The 15,278-nt window shown below is 53.4% G+C and carries 12 protein-coding genes and 1 pseudogene; 11 read left to right on the top strand and 2 right to left on the bottom strand.

Features of this window, described 5'->3' with window-relative positions; translation table 11 throughout:
* The 4 genes and pseudogenes from V7028_RS11870 to V7028_RS11885 form a co-directional block, all read left to right on the top strand.
* Positions 1 to 235: pseudogene (locus V7028_RS11870) on the top strand (ABC transporter substrate-binding protein); the annotation flags it as partial.
* Positions 235 to 1,212, top strand: a complete 978-nt coding sequence (locus tag V7028_RS11875; RefSeq protein ID WP_334120298.1) for an ABC transporter permease — start codon at positions 235 to 237, stop codon at positions 1,210 to 1,212. The pseudogene V7028_RS11870 and the gene V7028_RS11875, both read left to right, overlap by 1 nt.
* Positions 1,213 to 1,228: 16 nt before the next feature.
* Complete coding sequence (locus V7028_RS11880) at positions 1,229 to 2,623, top strand: ABC transporter permease (protein WP_334120324.1); 1,395 nt, start codon at positions 1,229 to 1,231, stop codon at positions 2,621 to 2,623.
* A 4-nt stretch (positions 2,624 to 2,627) separates the two neighbouring features.
* Positions 2,628 to 4,457 carry an ABC transporter ATP-binding protein gene (locus V7028_RS11885; RefSeq protein WP_334120299.1) on the top strand — a complete coding sequence of 610 codons (1,830 nt, stop codon included), beginning with the start codon at positions 2,628 to 2,630 and terminating at the stop codon, positions 4,455 to 4,457.
* Between the two features lie 5 nt (positions 4,458 to 4,462).
* Here V7028_RS11885 and V7028_RS11890 read toward each other — a convergent pair whose 3' ends face one another.
* Both V7028_RS11890 and gloB read right to left on the bottom strand, forming a co-directional pair.
* Positions 4,463 to 5,716 (bottom strand): transglycosylase SLT domain-containing protein, encoded by a 1,254-nt coding sequence (locus tag V7028_RS11890; protein WP_334120300.1) that lies wholly within the window; start codon positions 5,714 to 5,716, stop codon positions 4,463 to 4,465.
* Between the two features lie 165 nt (positions 5,717 to 5,881).
* Positions 5,882 to 6,655, bottom strand: coding sequence for a hydroxyacylglutathione hydrolase (gene gloB, locus V7028_RS11895; protein ID WP_334120301.1), 774 nt, complete (start codon positions 6,653 to 6,655; stop codon positions 5,882 to 5,884).
* Between gloB and V7028_RS11900 the strand changes: the two genes are divergently transcribed.
* The 7 genes from V7028_RS11900 (at position 6,646) to V7028_RS11930 (ending at position 15,269) form a co-directional block, all read left to right on the top strand.
* Positions 6,646 to 7,464 (top strand): class I SAM-dependent methyltransferase, encoded by an 819-nt coding sequence (locus V7028_RS11900; RefSeq protein WP_334120302.1) that lies wholly within the window; start codon positions 6,646 to 6,648, stop codon positions 7,462 to 7,464. The two genes, gloB and V7028_RS11900, sit on opposite strands and share 10 nt — an antisense overlap.
* Before the next feature lie 48 nt (positions 7,465 to 7,512).
* Positions 7,513 to 7,938 carry a ribonuclease HI gene (gene rnhA, locus V7028_RS11905; RefSeq protein WP_442918737.1) on the top strand — a complete coding sequence of 142 codons (426 nt, stop codon included), beginning with the start codon at positions 7,513 to 7,515 and terminating at the stop codon, positions 7,936 to 7,938.
* Entirely contained in the window at positions 7,935 to 8,657 is a 723-nt protein-coding gene (gene dnaQ / locus V7028_RS11910; RefSeq protein ID WP_334120303.1) for a DNA polymerase III subunit epsilon, read from the top strand. The genes rnhA and dnaQ overlap by 4 nt, the downstream gene beginning before the upstream one ends.
* 11 nt (positions 8,658 to 8,668) lie before the next feature.
* Entirely contained in the window at positions 8,669 to 10,966 is a 2,298-nt protein-coding gene (locus tag V7028_RS11915) for an AsmA family protein (RefSeq protein WP_334120304.1), read from the top strand.
* 61 nt (positions 10,967 to 11,027) lie between these two features.
* Positions 11,028 to 12,797, top strand: coding sequence for a patatin-like phospholipase family protein (locus V7028_RS11920; protein ID WP_334120305.1), 1,770 nt, complete (start codon positions 11,028 to 11,030; stop codon positions 12,795 to 12,797).
* Between the two features lie 30 nt (positions 12,798 to 12,827).
* Positions 12,828 to 13,607 (top strand): 3',5'-cyclic-nucleotide phosphodiesterase, encoded by a 780-nt coding sequence (locus V7028_RS11925; RefSeq protein ID WP_334120306.1) that lies wholly within the window; start codon positions 12,828 to 12,830, stop codon positions 13,605 to 13,607.
* A gap of 18 nt (positions 13,608 to 13,625) precedes the next feature.
* A complete protein-coding gene (locus tag V7028_RS11930) occupies positions 13,626 to 15,269 on the top strand; it encodes a ShlB/FhaC/HecB family hemolysin secretion/activation protein (RefSeq protein WP_334120307.1) in 1,644 nt (547 codons plus the stop codon).
* The last annotated feature ends 9 nt before the right edge of the window (positions 15,270 to 15,278 follow it).

Raw genomic sequence — 15,278 nt, forward strand, 5'->3', positions numbered from 1 at the left:
GCCGAACGACCTTGCCCGCAACAGCATCAAGTACAAAACCATTGATACGGCCAAGCGTGATATTGCGCGTACGGTGTGGAACAAGCCCGATTGGTGGCCCATGCCAGTGTTGCTGATTGCGTTGGCCCTGTTCATTTGGCCGGCATGGGCGGCCTGGAAACGTCGTGAGCAAGCAATGGGTATTCGAGAAGACCTGGCCACCACAGTGACAACCCACACGGGGGGTCGCCGCTGATGGGCAATTATTTGTTGCGTCGTGTGTTGTACGGTTTGCTGGTGCTGCTGGGTGTGAACCTGATTACCTTTGTGCTGTTTTTTCAGGTGAACAGCCCCGATGACATGGCGCGCATGGCGCTGGGTGGCAAGCGGGTTGCGCAGGAATCAGTCGAACAATGGAAACGCGAACGCGGTTACGACTTGCCCTTGCTGTACAACAGCGGAGCTGAAGGCTTGGGCAAGGCGGGCGAAACCATTTTCTTTCAAAAATCCGTGCCCATGTTTGCGGGTGAGTTTGGAAGTTCTGACGACGGCCGCAACATTGCCAGTGAAATTGCAAAGCGGGCAGGGCCCAGCTTGGCCCTGGCTGTTCCCGTGTTTGTTCTCGGTTTGTTTTTAAACATTGTGTTGTCCCTGTTGCTGACATTTTTCAGGGGCACCTACCTGGATCTAAGCGGTGTGGTGCTGTGCGTGTTGGCCATGTCCATTTCAGGTTTGTTTTACATCATTGGTGGGCAATATCTGTTCTCCAAAACCCTGGCACTGGTTCCCATTTCCGGGTACGACCCTGGCGTTGAAGCATGGCGTTTCCTGATTCTGCCCGTCATCATTGGCGTGGTCAGTGGCCTGGGGGGCGGCACACGCTGGTACCGCACCATTTTCCTTGAAGAAATCAACAAGGATTACGTGCGCACTGCACGCTCCAAGGGCCTGTCTGAAATACAAGTGTTGGGGCGGCATGTGCTGCGCAATGGCTTGATTCCCATACTTACGGGTTCTGTCACGGTCATTCCCTTGCTGTTCATGGGCTCCCTGATTTCCGAATCGTTCTTCGGCATTCCCGGCCTGGGCAGTTACACCATCGAAGCCATTCAGTCGCAAGACTTTGCAATTGTGCGCGCCATGGTGTTTATTGGCTCGGTGCTTTACCTGGTGGGTTTGATTTTGACTGACATTGCCTACACCATTGCGGACCCTCGGGTCCGGTTGGCTTAAGGAGCACAGGCCAATGATGCCCACCTTTTTGCTGACTGATGTTTTAATTTGGTTGCTGGTTTTTGGCGTGTTGGCATACGCGCGGTCGGTTATTAAAAACCCGCTTGCGCGTGCCTCGTGGGGACTGGTGTTCCAATCGAAGATTGCCAGCGCCAGTTTGGTGATCCTGTTGTTGGCGGTCGTCATCACGTTGCTGGACAGTGTGCACCTGCGTTTGAATTCCACGCAACAAAGCCGCTACGCCAGCCCCATCATTTCCGTGCTTGATGTGGCGCTTGGCCCCTTGGCCTATGCGCGTGAAAAGTCCTATTCAGCGCCCTTGGCCACACGCGCCTTGAGCAAGGAAACCATGGAAGTGGATGGCAAGCCTGTGCGCGATTACCCGCGCCTGCAGTTTGGCGGTGTGCATCTGGCTTCTGAAAACGACAAAGCCCAGGACTTGACCCGACGTGCCTATCAGGGTGCCTTGGGCGGTGTAGTGCTGTGGGCGTTTTTTCTGGTGGCCTTGTGGGTTGTTCGTCGTGCCATGGCGCACGCTGAACTTCAAAACGGCATTGGCGTGTTCAATGGCAGCGGGGCTTACCGCGCCGTGGTGTGGACCCTGTTTGCACTGTGTGTCATCGGCGGTGTGGTGTGGAAATGGGCCGAGGCCTACCACGTGCTGGGCACCGACAAAGTGGGTGTGGATGTGCTTTACATCGCACTGAAAGGCCTGCGCACTGCCATGCTGATTGGTTTGCTGACCACCTTGCTGACTTTGCCTGTGGGCATTGCGATGGGCTTGGCTGCAGGTTATTTCAGGGGTTGGGTCGATGACATTATTCAGTACATTTACACCACGTTGAATTCCATCCCCTCGGTGTTGCTTATTGCGGCCACCGTGTTGATGTTGCAGGTGGCCCTGGAGGCGAATCCGGAAGCTTTTGCATCCTCGATTGAGAAAGCCGACCTTCGGCTTTTCTTTTTGTGTGCCATTTTGGGTTTGACAAGCTGGACAGGCCTGGCCCGCCTAATGCGTGGCGAGGTGCTGAAAATGCGCGAACAGGATTACATTCTGGCCGCACGCGCCAGTGGTGTATCCAGCGCAAAAATTTTGTTCTCGCATTTGCTGCCGAACTTGATGCACCTCATTCTGATTGCCATGGTCATGGATTTTTCCGGGCTGGTGCTGGCTGAAGCCGTGCTTAGTTATGTGGGCGTTGGGGTCGACCCCAGCACCTTCAGTTACGGCACTATGATCAATGCAGCCCGCCTTGAATTGAGCCGTGAACCGGTTGTGTGGTGGAGCCTTGCCGCTGCCTTTGTGTTCATGCTGTTGCTGGTCTTGTCGGCCAACCTGTTTGCCGATGCGGTGCGCGATGCGTTTGATCCCCGCGCACGCCAGTTGAAACAATCTTTGGTAAGGGTGTAGGCGTATGGGTTTGCTCGACATCCACGGACTAAGCACACGATTGGCCAGTGAAGCAGGCTGGGTTCATGCGCTGGATGATTTGTCCCTGGCAATTGAAAAAGGCCAAACCTTTGCGTTGGTGGGTGAATCGGGTTGTGGCAAGTCCATGACCGCGCTCAGCATTGCACGCCTGTTGCCAGACAGCGGCGCGATTGTAGCCGGGCAGGTGAAGCTAAGCGATGACAGCACAAATACCGATGTGTTGCGCATCAGCGAAACGGCCATGCGCGGCCTGCGTGGCAAACGAATTGCCATGATTTTTCAGGAACCGGGTACCAGCCTGAACCCGGTGATGACGGTGGGCGACCAGCTTACGGAAATGATTTGCCTGCACACCGGTGCCAGCAAGGCGCAGGCGCTGAAAGAGGCAGAAGACTGGTTGGCACATGTGGGCATTCCCGAGCCGAAAAAGCGTTTGCAACAGTTTCCGTTTGAAATGTCGGGCGGGCAAAAGCAGCGCGTGATGATTGCCATGGCGCTGTGTGTGAAGCCTGATCTGCTGATTGCCGATGAGCCCACCACCGCGCTGGATGTGTCCATTCAGGCGCAGGTTCTTGATCTGTTGAAAACGCTGCAGCGCGAGCAAGGCATGGCCATGCTGCTGATTACGCATGACCTTGCAATCGTGAAGCAAATGGCCGACACCGTGGGTTTGATGTACGCAGGCCAACTGGTTGAAAAAGCCGGTACGGCCGAGTTTTTTGCAGACCCGCGCCACCCCTATGCACACGCCTTGGTGAAATCGCTGCCCAGCCAGGCGCAGCGGGGCCAGGCGTTGTACGCCCTGGAGGGCAGGGTGCCGTCGCTGGTCAACCCACAACCCGGTTGCAGGTTTGCCGCCCGTTGCATGCACGCGCAGGAAAACTGCACGCAAAGCACGCCCGGTTTGCTCATGGCCACTGAAAGCCATCAAGTGCGTTGCTTCTATCACGCCGACTTGTCGTTTCAAAAGCCAGGTTCAGTCAACACGAATTCCAGTGATGCAGGCACATTCGCTACAACAGCCAAAGTGGTGCTGCAAACCGTGTCGCTTTCGGTGGCTTACCCTGAAAAAGGCGGTGTGTTGCGCAGGCATTTCAAACCCGTGCTGAACAAGCTGGATGTCACCCTGTTGCAAGGCCGCACTGTGGCGTTGGTGGGTGAATCGGGTTCAGGAAAAACAACGGCTGCACGTGCCTTGCTGGGCCTGCTGGGCAGCAATGCCAAGGTGCAGGGCGATGTGTTGATGGAAGGGCGTCCGCTTCGCCAGTGGCCCGAGCGTGGGCCGCAAGGCTGGCGTTCGAAAATCCAGTTTGTATTTCAAGACCCCTTTGCTTCTCTGAACCCGCGCCACCGTATTGCCGAAATTCTGGAAGAACCGCTGCTCAGCCTGCGGCCTGATCTGGATGCAGCGGCCCGCAAGTCCCGTGTTTTGAAGGTGATTGAGCAGGTCAGCCTGCCAGAAGAGGCGCTGGCCCGTTTTCCGCATGAATTTTCTGGTGGTCAGCGCCAACGTATCGCAATTGCGCGTGCTTTGGTTTCAGAACCCAAAATTTTGATATGCGATGAACCCACATCTGCTTTGGATGTGTCGGTTCAGGCACAAATACTGAACCTGTTGAAACGCCTGCAAAACGAAACAGGCGTGGCCATGTTGTTCATTACCCACAACCTGGCTGTGGTGCAGTACCTGGCCGACGAGGTGGTGGTGCTAAGGCATGGCAACGTGGTTGAACGTGGCTCGGCGGAACTGCTTTTTGCCAACCCGCAGCATGCTTATACACGCCAATTGATCAACGCTGCGCCCGTTTTATAAATTTGCTAGGATTCCCAGCTTTCCTGTTTCGGTGTGTTGGGAATGGTCAGTTTCATGCCCGGTTTAATCAGCTTTTTCTTGCCCAGGCCATTCATGCGTTGCAGGTCCTTTATCTTCACTCCATATTGCTGTGCAATTTCACTCAAGGTGTCGCCTTTCATGACCACGTAACTGCGGTAAGGTTTCGCGGGCTTGTAGGCCTTCAGGCTGGCCTGAATTTTGGCGGAGTGCTCGACGGGTATCAGCAGCGTGTTGCTGTGGGCAGCGTACAAAACAGGCTGGTTCAATGCCGGGTTCAGTTTGCGGATCATGTCCAGTTCAACCCCGGCAAGGCGCGCAATTTCCCGAAGGTCTACATCTGAAGTTCGCTTGATTTCAGTGAAATAGGGTTTGTTCGGAAATTTGGGCAGGGTAATGCCAAAGCGTTCGGGGCTTTGAATCAGATTTTTCAATGCCTGCAGTTTGGGAATGTAATGGCGGGTTTCAAGCGGCAAGTCCAGGTTGTCGATCAGTGGTTCCAGCCCGGCATCCTGCGCTTTTTTTACAGCTCTCAGCACAGAACCTTCTCCCCAGTTGTAGGAAAGCAGTGCCAGGTGCCAGTCCCCGTGCATGTCATAAAGGTAGGTCAGGTAATCCAGTGCGGCCCGGGTGGACGCCACCAGGTCTCGCCTTTCATCCACCCATTTGTTTTGTTTCAAGTCGAACTGCCGCCCGGTGCCGGGTACAAATTGCCACAGCCCTTCGGCCGCTGACGGCGAACGTGCAAGCGGGTTGAACTGGCTTTCGACAAACGGCAGCAGAGCAAGCTCGGAAGGCATGCCGCGCTTCTCGCATTCCTGTGCAATAAAGTAAATATAGGGCTCGGACCGCTTCAGCATGGCGGTCACCATCCGCTTGTTTTTTAGCAGGGCGCGTTCACGGACCACCACAGCCCGGTTGTTGAGGTCAGGGATTGAGAGGTTTTTTCGAATTTCTGACCACACATCAGTGGGTTCGGCGCTGAGGTCGAGCGTGATCAGTTCCAGCGGGCCCGACATTTTCAGTTCAAGGGTTGAGTTCGGCGAGATCAAGCCAAACAGTTGAACTTCCGCGGATTCAACGTTCTCGGCATTCAATGTCACATCGCTGTGGGCGTGGCTGACCGTCGTAGTGAACGCCAGCAACGCGCTGGCCACCAAGCTCTTAAAGCCAAAGCCTCCTGCAACATTGCCGGGCTTTGGGCTGTGAATTATTCCGTCGGTGAACGAACTGTTTTTCAAGTGGATCGCGCGGCCCGGTCAGGCACCATGAACAAAGAACGTGCATGCTATGTCGAACTTACTCCGTGGTCAATCGAGAGTTGACCCATGCCCCAGTTCGAGTGATACCCCTTGAATTATTTTAAATAAGTGTGTTTGTAAAAAAATGTTAACTGACTGTCGCAATCAGAAATTGTCTTTTGCTTCACGTATTTCTTTGAATTCAATGGGATTTGTTGCGTTGATGAACAAATTGCTCAGTCGTTCGGTTTCAAGAGTTGTCGGAATTGTGCTTAAGCCTTTCTCCCGAATTTTGCGCACCTCAATTTCCCGTTTCTCAATATTTTTAGAGTCCGGTGCGAAGGCCCGTGCAAACCGCATGTTTGATTCGGTGTACTCGTGGGCACAGTAAATACGGGTATTTGCCGGAAATTGATTGATTTTTTGAAGGGATTCAAACATTTGTTGGGGCGTGCCCTCGAAAAGTCGCCCACACCCGCCCGAGAACAGGGTGTCGCCGCAAAACATCCACACTTCATCGCTGTTCATGGTGTCTTTCAGCTCAATGACATAGGCAATGTGGTCCACCGTGTGGCCTGGTACATCCAGTACCTTGGCCATCAGGCAGTGCACATCCACCACATCACCTTCCTTGACGGGGTGGTTCACTTGTGCCACACGCCCGGAGGCAGGTCCGTACACTGGTAGGTCGTTTCCGTTCTGTTTTAGCAGGTGATCAATTCCGCCGACATGGTCCAAATGGTGATGGGTCACCAAAATACCGCTAAGATGGTAGCCGTGGGAATCCAGAAAACCTTGAACCGACCGGGCACAACCGGGGTCTACCACCACGCAGGCTTTGCTTGGTTCATGCACAATTGCCCACAGGTAGTTGTCCTGAAAGGCCGGAATGCCGTAGACCGACCAATTAGAAACTTGAGAAGACTTGAATGATTCCATCTGAACCCCTGAACGAATTGACTAAATCACAAGCCCAAATGGTAGCACTCGATGCTTGGTTGAATACACCGGCTGGCAGGTACTTCACTGCACGCGAGCAGCACTGGATTGACTCCGTGGTGGCCGATATTTTCGGGTTCAGGGCCGTGCAGTTGGGCACGCGGCTGGTTGACGGTTTGAAGGAAAGCCGCATTCCCCACAAGGCTTACGTGCAGCAAGGCCTGGTGGCCAGTGCGCACAACGGGGTGGCGGTGTACCAGCCCGATTGTTTCGCCGAGTTTGAAGAATTGCCGTTCGAGAGCCAATCGCTTGACATGTTGGTGTTGCCGCATGTGCTGGAGTTTTCCGAAGACCCGCATCAGTTGCTGCGTGAAGTGGATCGCGTATTGATGCCGGAGGGGCGTGTTGTCATCACCGGTTTTAATCCCATGTCCCTGTGGGGGCTGCGCCATGCTGCATTGAAGCGCTGGGTGCCCGTGTGGCCACAAGGTTGCGAACCCATTCACTTGATTCGCCTGAAAGACTGGTTGAAATTGCTGTCATTCGAGCCCGAATTTGGTCGCTTTGGATGTTACCGTTTTCCGGCCTTTACCGAACGGGGCCTAAGCCGGATGGGTTTTATGGAACATGCCGGCGACCGCTGGTGGCCGGTGTGCGGTGCGGTGTATTTCGTGTGCGCGGTGAAACGTGTTCACGGCATGCGTTTGATCGGCCCGGCATTCAAAGACAAAAAGGTATCGGCGCGCCAACTCAAACCTTTGGCCAATAAGGCCCTGCATAAAACACCTACAATATGCGGCCGTGGATAACGCCAACAGGATCAAATTTTGACAGAACAAAGAATAGCCACCGTTGTGATGTACGCGGACGGTGCGTGCAAAGGCAACCCTGGCCCCGGTGGTTGGGGCGTGTTCCTGCAGTCGGGTGACCATGCCAAGGAGTTGTGTGGTGGCGAACTGAACACTACCAACAACCGCATGGAACTGACTGCGGTCATCGAGGGTTTGAATGCCCTGAAGAAACGTTGCAGCATCGATGTGTACACCGATTCTCAGTACGTGCGTAAAGGCGTACTGGAGTGGATGCCCAAGTGGAAAATGAATGGCTGGAGAACATCGGACAAAAAGCCGGTGAAAAATGCCGATTTGTGGCAAACCCTGGATGAGGCCAGCGTGCGCCACCTGGTGCGCTGGCACTGGGTAAAAGGCCATTCCGGCAACCCTGGCAATGAAAAAGCGGATGAATTGGCCAACCAAGGTGTAGAAAAGGTGATGAAACAATGAGATACGTGGTACTGGACACCGAAACAACAGGCCTGGAAGTTCGACAGGGGCACCGGATTATTGAAATTGGCTGTATCGAAGTGAACGGGCGGCAGGTCACCGATCACCACTTTCACCAATACATCAACCCCGAGCGCGCGGTTGATGAAGGTGCGTTTCAGGTGCACGGCATTTCGGATGACATGCTCGCGGACAAACCCAAATTCAAACAGATCGCCAAAGATTTTCTCGATTTCGTGCAGGGCAGTACCCTGATCATTCACAACGCATCATTCGACATCGGGTTTCTGGATGGTGAACTGGATCGTGTGGGCCTTGGCAAAATGGCCGATTATGTCGAAGGTGTAATCGATTCGCTGGGCATGGCCCGCGAAATGTTCCCGGGCAAACGCAACAACCTGGACACCCTGTGCGACCGCCTTGGCGTAAACAATGCCCATCGCCAGTTGCACGGCGCCTTGCTGGATTCGCAAATTCTGGCTGAAGTGTACCTTGCCATGACACGCGGGCAAGATAGCCTGGTAATTGATTTGAATGCCCACCATGACGACGATGGTGTAGAACGCATCAAGTTAAGCGCATTGAATTTGGCAGAGCCCGAGCCGTCCGAAGAGGAATTGGCTTTGCACCAAGCTTACCTGGCCGACATTGAAAAAGCGGCCAAGGGGCCAAGCGTGTGGAGCAAGATCAGCCAGACGACCGAAGAACAGGCAGTTTAGGGAGGTTTGCCATGAAGAAGGCAGTTGCATGGGGTGTGGGAATTGTTGTGGGTGTGCCGCTTGTTTTGGCAGCCACCGCAGCAATTTTGGTGAACACCATTGACCAACAGGCTTTGCTGAACAAAGCCAGTGCGGTGGTCAAGCAAAAACAGCAACGCGATCTTGCGTTCACCGGCCCTGTGCAATTGAAATGGTTTCCCTCTATTGGCGCCGATTTGAATGGCGTCACCTTGTCTGAATTCCAAAGTACCGATCAATTTCTGAAAGCCGACAAGGTCAGTATTTCATTGGCTTTGTTGCCCTTGTTGCGTTCAGAAATTGTGGTGGATGCTGTACAGGCCACCGGGGTCACTGTGAATGTGGTCAAGGATGCGGATGGCAAGTTTAATTTTGCTGATCTCAGCAATTCCGGGAAAAACGAAGAAGTGAAAGAGGAACAGGAGCAAGCGCCCGCCGAAGGCCAACAAGCCTTGAACTTCTCGGTCGATTCGATTGCGCTTGAAAACCTGAATGTGAACTATGCGGACAAGCAGGGCGGGCTGGAAGCGTCATTGAACAACTTCGTTTTGCAAAGTGGGCGGATAGAACCCGGCGTGCCCACCGACATTGCCCTGAAAGGCAATTTGAAAGCCAACAAACCACAGGCTGATTTGAACATTAACCTGAACACGCGGCTTGAGTTCGGTTTGGGCGAAAACCTTTACGCCAATTTTGAAAACCTGAAACTGGCTGTGTTGGGGCAACTGGACAAACAGCAAGCCGATGTGAATGTGCAGGCCAGTACCCTGAACGTGAACCCCAACACGCTGGAAGTGAAGGCACAGTCGCTGGATGCCAAAGCCAAGGGACAACTGCCCGATGTGGGGGCATTCGATATCAGCTTGAATTCGCCTTCGCTGGAATTGAGTGAAACGGTTGCGCGTGGCGAAGCCTTCAATTTCAATGTCGATTTAAAACAGGTCACACGCACCATCAATGCCTCCGTGGCTTTGGCGAAGCTGGAAGGCAACCTGAAACAGTCTGTCGTAGCTGCCCTGGACACCACGGTGAAGTTGGTGGAGGGCCAGCGTACCGTGAATTTGAAGCTGACCAGCCCCTTGAGCGTGAACATGAAAAGCCAGTTGATCGAGTTGAAAAACATCAGCGGACAACTGGATGTGCAAGACCCCGCCTTGCCCAAAAAATCAGCCAGCATGCCCTTGGCAGGTCGCCTTGAAGTGAACAACACCGAGAAAACCGCCGAACTGGATTTGAATTCCAGGTTCGAGGCCACTTCATTTGATTTGAAGGCAGCGGTCAAGAACTTTGCCAAGCCAGCCATCACGGCCGTGTTGAATGCAGACAAACTGGACATCGATGCGCTGTTGCCACCGAAGAAAACGTCTGCTGAAACGGCTGCAAAAACCGGTGGTGGTGAACCCAAAGACACCCCTGTGGATTTGAGTCCCTTGCGCAATTTAAACCTGGATATCACTGCCAATATTGGTGAATTGAAAGTCTCCAATATTCAGGCCAGTCGATTGAAAACCAAGGCAGTGGCACGCGGTGGAAAATTGACCATCTCACCGCTGGACGCACAGTTGTATGGTGGTTCCACCAGCGGCGTGATCACTGCCGATGCCAACACACAAACCGTGACTGTCAACCAGAACATGAGCGGGGTTCAAATTCAACCGGTCATCAAGGCGCTGCTCGACAAAGACATGGCCGAGGGCAAGGGCAATGTGGGCATCAATATTCGCACCACCGGCAACACCGTCAATCAAATGAAAGCCGCAATGGATGGCAAGGTGTCCGTCAGTTTGCAAGATGGCGCAATCAAGGGCATTAATCTGGCCGAGAAATTGCGCAACGCCAAATCGCTGTTGAGCGGTGCAAGCAACACAACCCAGAAAACCGACAGCACGCAGAAAACCGATTTCAGTTCACTGGCGGTCAGCTTTGACATCAATGATGGCGTGGCCACCTCGAACGACTTGAATGTGATGGCTCCACTGTTCCGGATTGGTGGCGCTGGCCAGGTTAATTTGGTGAAAAATACGCTCGATTACCTGGCGCGCGCCACGGTTGTTGCCACAAGCACCGGGCAAGGGGGAAAAACGCTGGATTCGGGTTTGAACGGCGTCACGGTGCCCGTGCGTTTGTTTGGTCCTTTCGCAGGCGTGCAATGGGAACTGCAGTTCAAAGACCTTGCCAAAGACGCAGCCAAGGCCAAGTTACAGCCTAAAATTGACGAGAAGAAAGAAGAACTGAAGGGCAAGGCCGAAGAGAAAGTGAAAGATGCATTGAAGGGCTTCCTGAAGCGTTGATTGTTTGTGCAGGGGTGCCTCACAGTGGGTGTGCTTTGTTTGTGAATAGTTTGCTACCATCATGACAAACCATTCACGCCACGGTGCACCCTTGTCCAACCCTGCTGGATTGCCAGTTGTCGAACTAAGCCATGCCATCAAGCTTTTGTCGAAGAAGCTCGACATTCGGATTGATGAAGCCGAGCAACTGATTGGCTTGGCCAACTTGATCCGTTTGCCCCGCGGTGAAACACTGTTTCGCCAGGGTGAGGCCAGCCACCATTTTTACCTGCTGTTGCAAGGCCAGTTGAAAGGCCAGCGCATTCGTCCGGACGGGCACATTGACCTGACCCTGGCCTTCTATCCCGCAGAAATGATTGGCGAGCTTGGTTTTTTTGATCAGGCCCCCAGAACCCTGACCATTTCCGCCCGGCGAGACAGCGTATTGCTTGAAATCGATCAGACTGCGCTGGAGAAATTCGGTGAATTCAGCCGTTCTGTTTATCACCACCTGATCCGCCTCCTTGTGTCGCGTTTCAAGCGTGAGCTTGGCTACAGCGGCCCTTCGAAACAACACCAGTTCATTCTGTTTCAATCTTTTGTCAGGCCTGAAGGATTCAGCGCACAGGCGGTAGAAGGTTTTCAGTCTGCCATGGCCCGGCACTGCGAGTTGCGGCTGTGGAAAAACCTTCAGGAAATACCGGTTGGCAACCTTGCAGGCCCGGCAAGCTGGGTGGTTGAGATGATTCAAGGCGAACCGCTGGCATGCTTGAATGACCAACTGATTGAAGAACTGGATTGCATGGTGCTCATGATTTGTGCCAGCACCTTGAATGACGCACGCAGTTGCGAAATCGTGCAGGCACAACTGCAATCGGCTGACACGGATTTGCCGGTGTGGATGGTGCTGGTGCACGAGGCATCCTGGGTGGAGCAGTCTGTCACGCAACGCATTCGCGAAACCTTTGGCACCGGGTTCAAGCTGCTGCATATTCGGCGGGGGCACCATGCAGACAATGCGCGGGTGGCTCGCCATATTCTGGGGTTAACGCTGGGCCTAGTCTTGGGTGGGGGTGGTGCGCGTGGTTTTGCCCATGCAGGTTTTTATCAAGCCCTCGAAGAAGCCGGTGTAGTGATCGATTCCGTGGGGGGTACTTCCATGGGAGCCCTGGTCGGTGCGCTGATCGCATCGGGCCGCACAGCAGCCGAAGTCAGCAAGGCCTTGGCCATCAGTTTCAAGAAAGGCCTGCCATTCAAGCTAAGCGATTACTGGATTCCAAAACATGGTTTTGTCAAAAGCAAGGCTGTTGATGAGGTGTATCGCAATGCCTTTGGAGACATGTTGATTGAAGACCAACCCATTCCGTTTTTCGCAATCAGTTGCAACCTGACCACAGGCAATCAGTTTCTTTTCGAACAAGGTCCTCTGTGGAAGGCCGTACGTGCCAGCACATCAATTCCGGTATTCTTCGAGCCTTTCATGGCGGGTCGTCATGTGATGGTCGATGGGGCCCTGGTGAACAATGTGCCCGTGGACTGCATGCGCGCTCGGGGTGCGAGGAAGGTTTTGACGGTCGATGTGGGGCTGGAGGAAGACATCACCGCCCATATGGTTGATGAAAGCAGCGTGCGAATGCCCAGTATGATGAAGTCGCTGATGCGGGTCATTGAACTGGGTGGCATTGAAAAATCCAGGCAAGCCAGATTAATCAGCGACTTGTATGTGCAGCCACCCATCGAAAACATTGGTTTGATGGAATTTGAGCGCCGCGACGAGATCGTGGCATTGGGTTACGAGGCTGGGCGAAAGGCAATTCCGGATATACTGGACTTGCTCCATAAAACCATATAACAACGCAATGGTCATTCTTACGAGGCTTTGATGCAAAAACACTCTACGGTAGAAGTGTTGGGTTGCAGCGGCAGTATCGGTATTCCCAGACAAGGAACCACCAGTTTCCTGATTGACAACGACATCCTGATCGATGCCGGAACAGGCCTGTGCGAACTGGATTTCGCGCGCCTTGAGAAAATCGATCATGTCTTGATCACCCATTCCCACCTTGACCACATCTGCGGTCTGCCCTTTTTAATTGACACCGTGGGCGTTGGCCGTGCCAAGCCTTTGCAGGTTTACGCGACCCTCCCCACAATTAGGGCCTTGCAACAACATATTTTCAATGAGGAAATATGGCCTGACTTCTCAAAAATTCCTTCAGCAGAAAACCCTGTGATGGAGTATGTTGAGATAAAGCCTGAAGAAGTACTGACTTTTGGTGAGCGCCGAATTCAGACCGTTGAGGTGGATCACACCGTGCCTGCGGTAGGTGTGTTTTTGTTCACGCCCTCGGGTGGGTGGTGTTTCTCGGGTGATACCCATCGAACAGACCGACTGTTCTCGCTTATCAACCAGTCAAAAAAGGTGGATTATTTCTTTATCGAAGCCGCATTTCCTGACAAGGAAAAGTGGCTTGCAGACTTGGCCAAACATTTGTGTCCAAGTTTGTTGTTTGGCGAGCTTCAAAAGTTGAACGTGGCATGTGAAGTCTGGATCAGTCATTTGAAACCCAGGGAACATGACCAGATTAAAAAAGAGTTACAGCAGTATCCAGGAAGCCAGCCGCTGCGCATTCTATCGGCCGGAATGATCTTCAACATTTAACGGTTGCTTTACAATTCTATGAAATTCAAATTATCCGCAGTCGCCTGTGCCGTGGTGCTGTTGGTTTTCGCATGCCCCCAGTTGGTGCACGCGCAAAGTATTTCTGATGTTGCTGACCCAGGCAGCCGCCAGTCCCCAGATTCTTACCAGGAACCCGGTTTTAGCGTATCGGGCTTCGAAGTTTCAGGCCCGGAACTGGTTCCACGCGACCAGGTCATGTCGATACTCAACGGTTTTTCGGGTCGGGAAATCACGTTTTCTGATTTGCGTGCAGCCACTTCAGCTGTTGAACAACTGCATGCCGAGGCTGGTTTTGAAGTGGTTCGGGTGTTGATCCCGGAACAGGAAATTCAACCCGGCGAGAAGCTGAAACTGCAAATTGTTGATGCACGTCTGGATGTGGTCACGATTGCAGGCAACGATCACTTCACGTCTGAGTCCATTCAGGAAAGCCTGGTGGTGTTGCAGCCCGGTGCCTTGATCAATACCGTGGAGATGGACAAAAACCTGCGTCTGATCAATGACAACCCGGCGAAAATTGTCCGGGTGCGGCTTGAGCCTAGCAACAAGCCCGGCTTGGTCGATGCCAAGGTGCAGGTGTCCGATCAACCCCCGCTCGCAGCGTACCTTACCCTGGACAATTCGGGTACCAATGCCACGGGCGATTTCCGCATGGGCCTGGCCCTGCAACACAACAACGCCTTCAACAAAGGCCACATGGCTTCGTTTCAGTACGTCACATCGCCCGGCCGCTGGTCTGATGTGGAAGTATTCGGTTTGAATTACAAGGTGCCGTTTTATACGCTCGATTCCATGCTCGAGTTGGCTTACAGCGATTCCAATGTGGATGCCGGCAATTTAAGTGTCGGTTCCAGTTCAGTGTCGGTTGCCGGTGCAGGTACCACGGCAGCCATTCGCTGGGTAAAACTGCTGGACCGCGTGGCCGGGTTCGATGCGCGGCTTACTTTTTCTCATGAAATCAAACAGTTTGTCAGCCAGGTCCAGTTAAATGGTGCTGGGCCCAGTTTGGTGCCCGAACTTGAAAGCAGGCCAGTGGGTGTTTCGTACACCCTGACCGAAACCCAGGACGCCCGTCAACGGGCTTTTCAAGTCGCATACTTCAAAAATTACGTGACTGGCGGCAACAATTCAACCGCGCAATACAGCATGACCAACCCGGAAGCGAAAGCGAATTTCGATGTGATACGTGCCAATGCAAGCTGGTCTGAACCTGTGGGTGGCGGTTGGCGTTTGACCGCGCAGCTGGATGTTCAACACACCGATTATTCCCTGATCCCCGGGGAACAGTTCGGTGCGGGCGGTGTGTATTCCGTGCGCGGTTTTGAAGAACGGGTACTGTCGGCAGACAAAGGCATGCGCCAATCACTTGAACTGTTGGGGCCAAATATTGCGAATTTGTTTGGAAAGGTGTTTGAGCGTTTGCAATACGTTGCTTTTGTTGAGGCTGCGCAGTTGAAATTCAACAACCCGGTGTTTGCTTCCCCGGTTGAACCCCATTTAATGTCGTATGGCGTGGGTGCCCGGTTTTCATTCTCACCCAAACACCAATTTCGTGTTGACCTGGCCACTGTGGTTTCAGGCGTACCCATTCAACCGCACGGTGATGTGATGTTGCATTTCACCTTTCTCACCTCCCTGTAAGGAAAGACA

It is taken from the genome of Limnobacter sp., assembly GCF_036846585.1.
In the GTDB taxonomy this organism is placed as follows: domain Bacteria; phylum Pseudomonadota; class Gammaproteobacteria; order Burkholderiales; family Burkholderiaceae_B; genus Limnobacter.

Excerpts from the sequence above, each read along its gene's own strand:
- V7028_RS11885 (WP_334120299.1), top strand. The coding sequence starts at position 2,628 with ATGGGTTTGCTCGACATCCACGGACTAAGCACACGATTGGCCAGTGAA.
- V7028_RS11915 (WP_334120304.1), top strand. The coding sequence starts at position 8,669 with ATGAAGAAGGCAGTTGCATGGGGTGTGGGAATTGTTGTGGGTGTGCCG.
- V7028_RS11920 (WP_334120305.1), top strand. The coding sequence starts at position 11,028 with ATGACAAACCATTCACGCCACGGTGCACCCTTGTCCAACCCTGCTGGA.
- rnhA (WP_442918737.1), top strand. The coding sequence starts at position 7,513 with ATGTACGCGGACGGTGCGTGCAAAGGCAACCCTGGCCCCGGTGGTTGG.
- V7028_RS11900 (WP_334120302.1), top strand. The coding sequence starts at position 6,646 with ATGATTCCATCTGAACCCCTGAACGAATTGACTAAATCACAAGCCCAA.
- V7028_RS11875 (WP_334120298.1), top strand. The coding sequence starts at position 235 with ATGGGCAATTATTTGTTGCGTCGTGTGTTGTACGGTTTGCTGGTGCTG.
- V7028_RS11880 (WP_334120324.1), top strand. The coding sequence starts at position 1,229 with ATGCCCACCTTTTTGCTGACTGATGTTTTAATTTGGTTGCTGGTTTTT.
- V7028_RS11930 (WP_334120307.1), top strand. The coding sequence starts at position 13,626 with ATGAAATTCAAATTATCCGCAGTCGCCTGTGCCGTGGTGCTGTTGGTT.
- V7028_RS11925 (WP_334120306.1), top strand. The coding sequence starts at position 12,828 with ATGCAAAAACACTCTACGGTAGAAGTGTTGGGTTGCAGCGGCAGTATC.
- gloB (WP_334120301.1), bottom strand. The coding sequence starts at position 6,655 with ATGGAATCATTCAAGTCTTCTCAAGTTTCTAATTGGTCGGTCTACGGC.
- dnaQ (WP_334120303.1), top strand. The coding sequence starts at position 7,935 with ATGAGATACGTGGTACTGGACACCGAAACAACAGGCCTGGAAGTTCGA.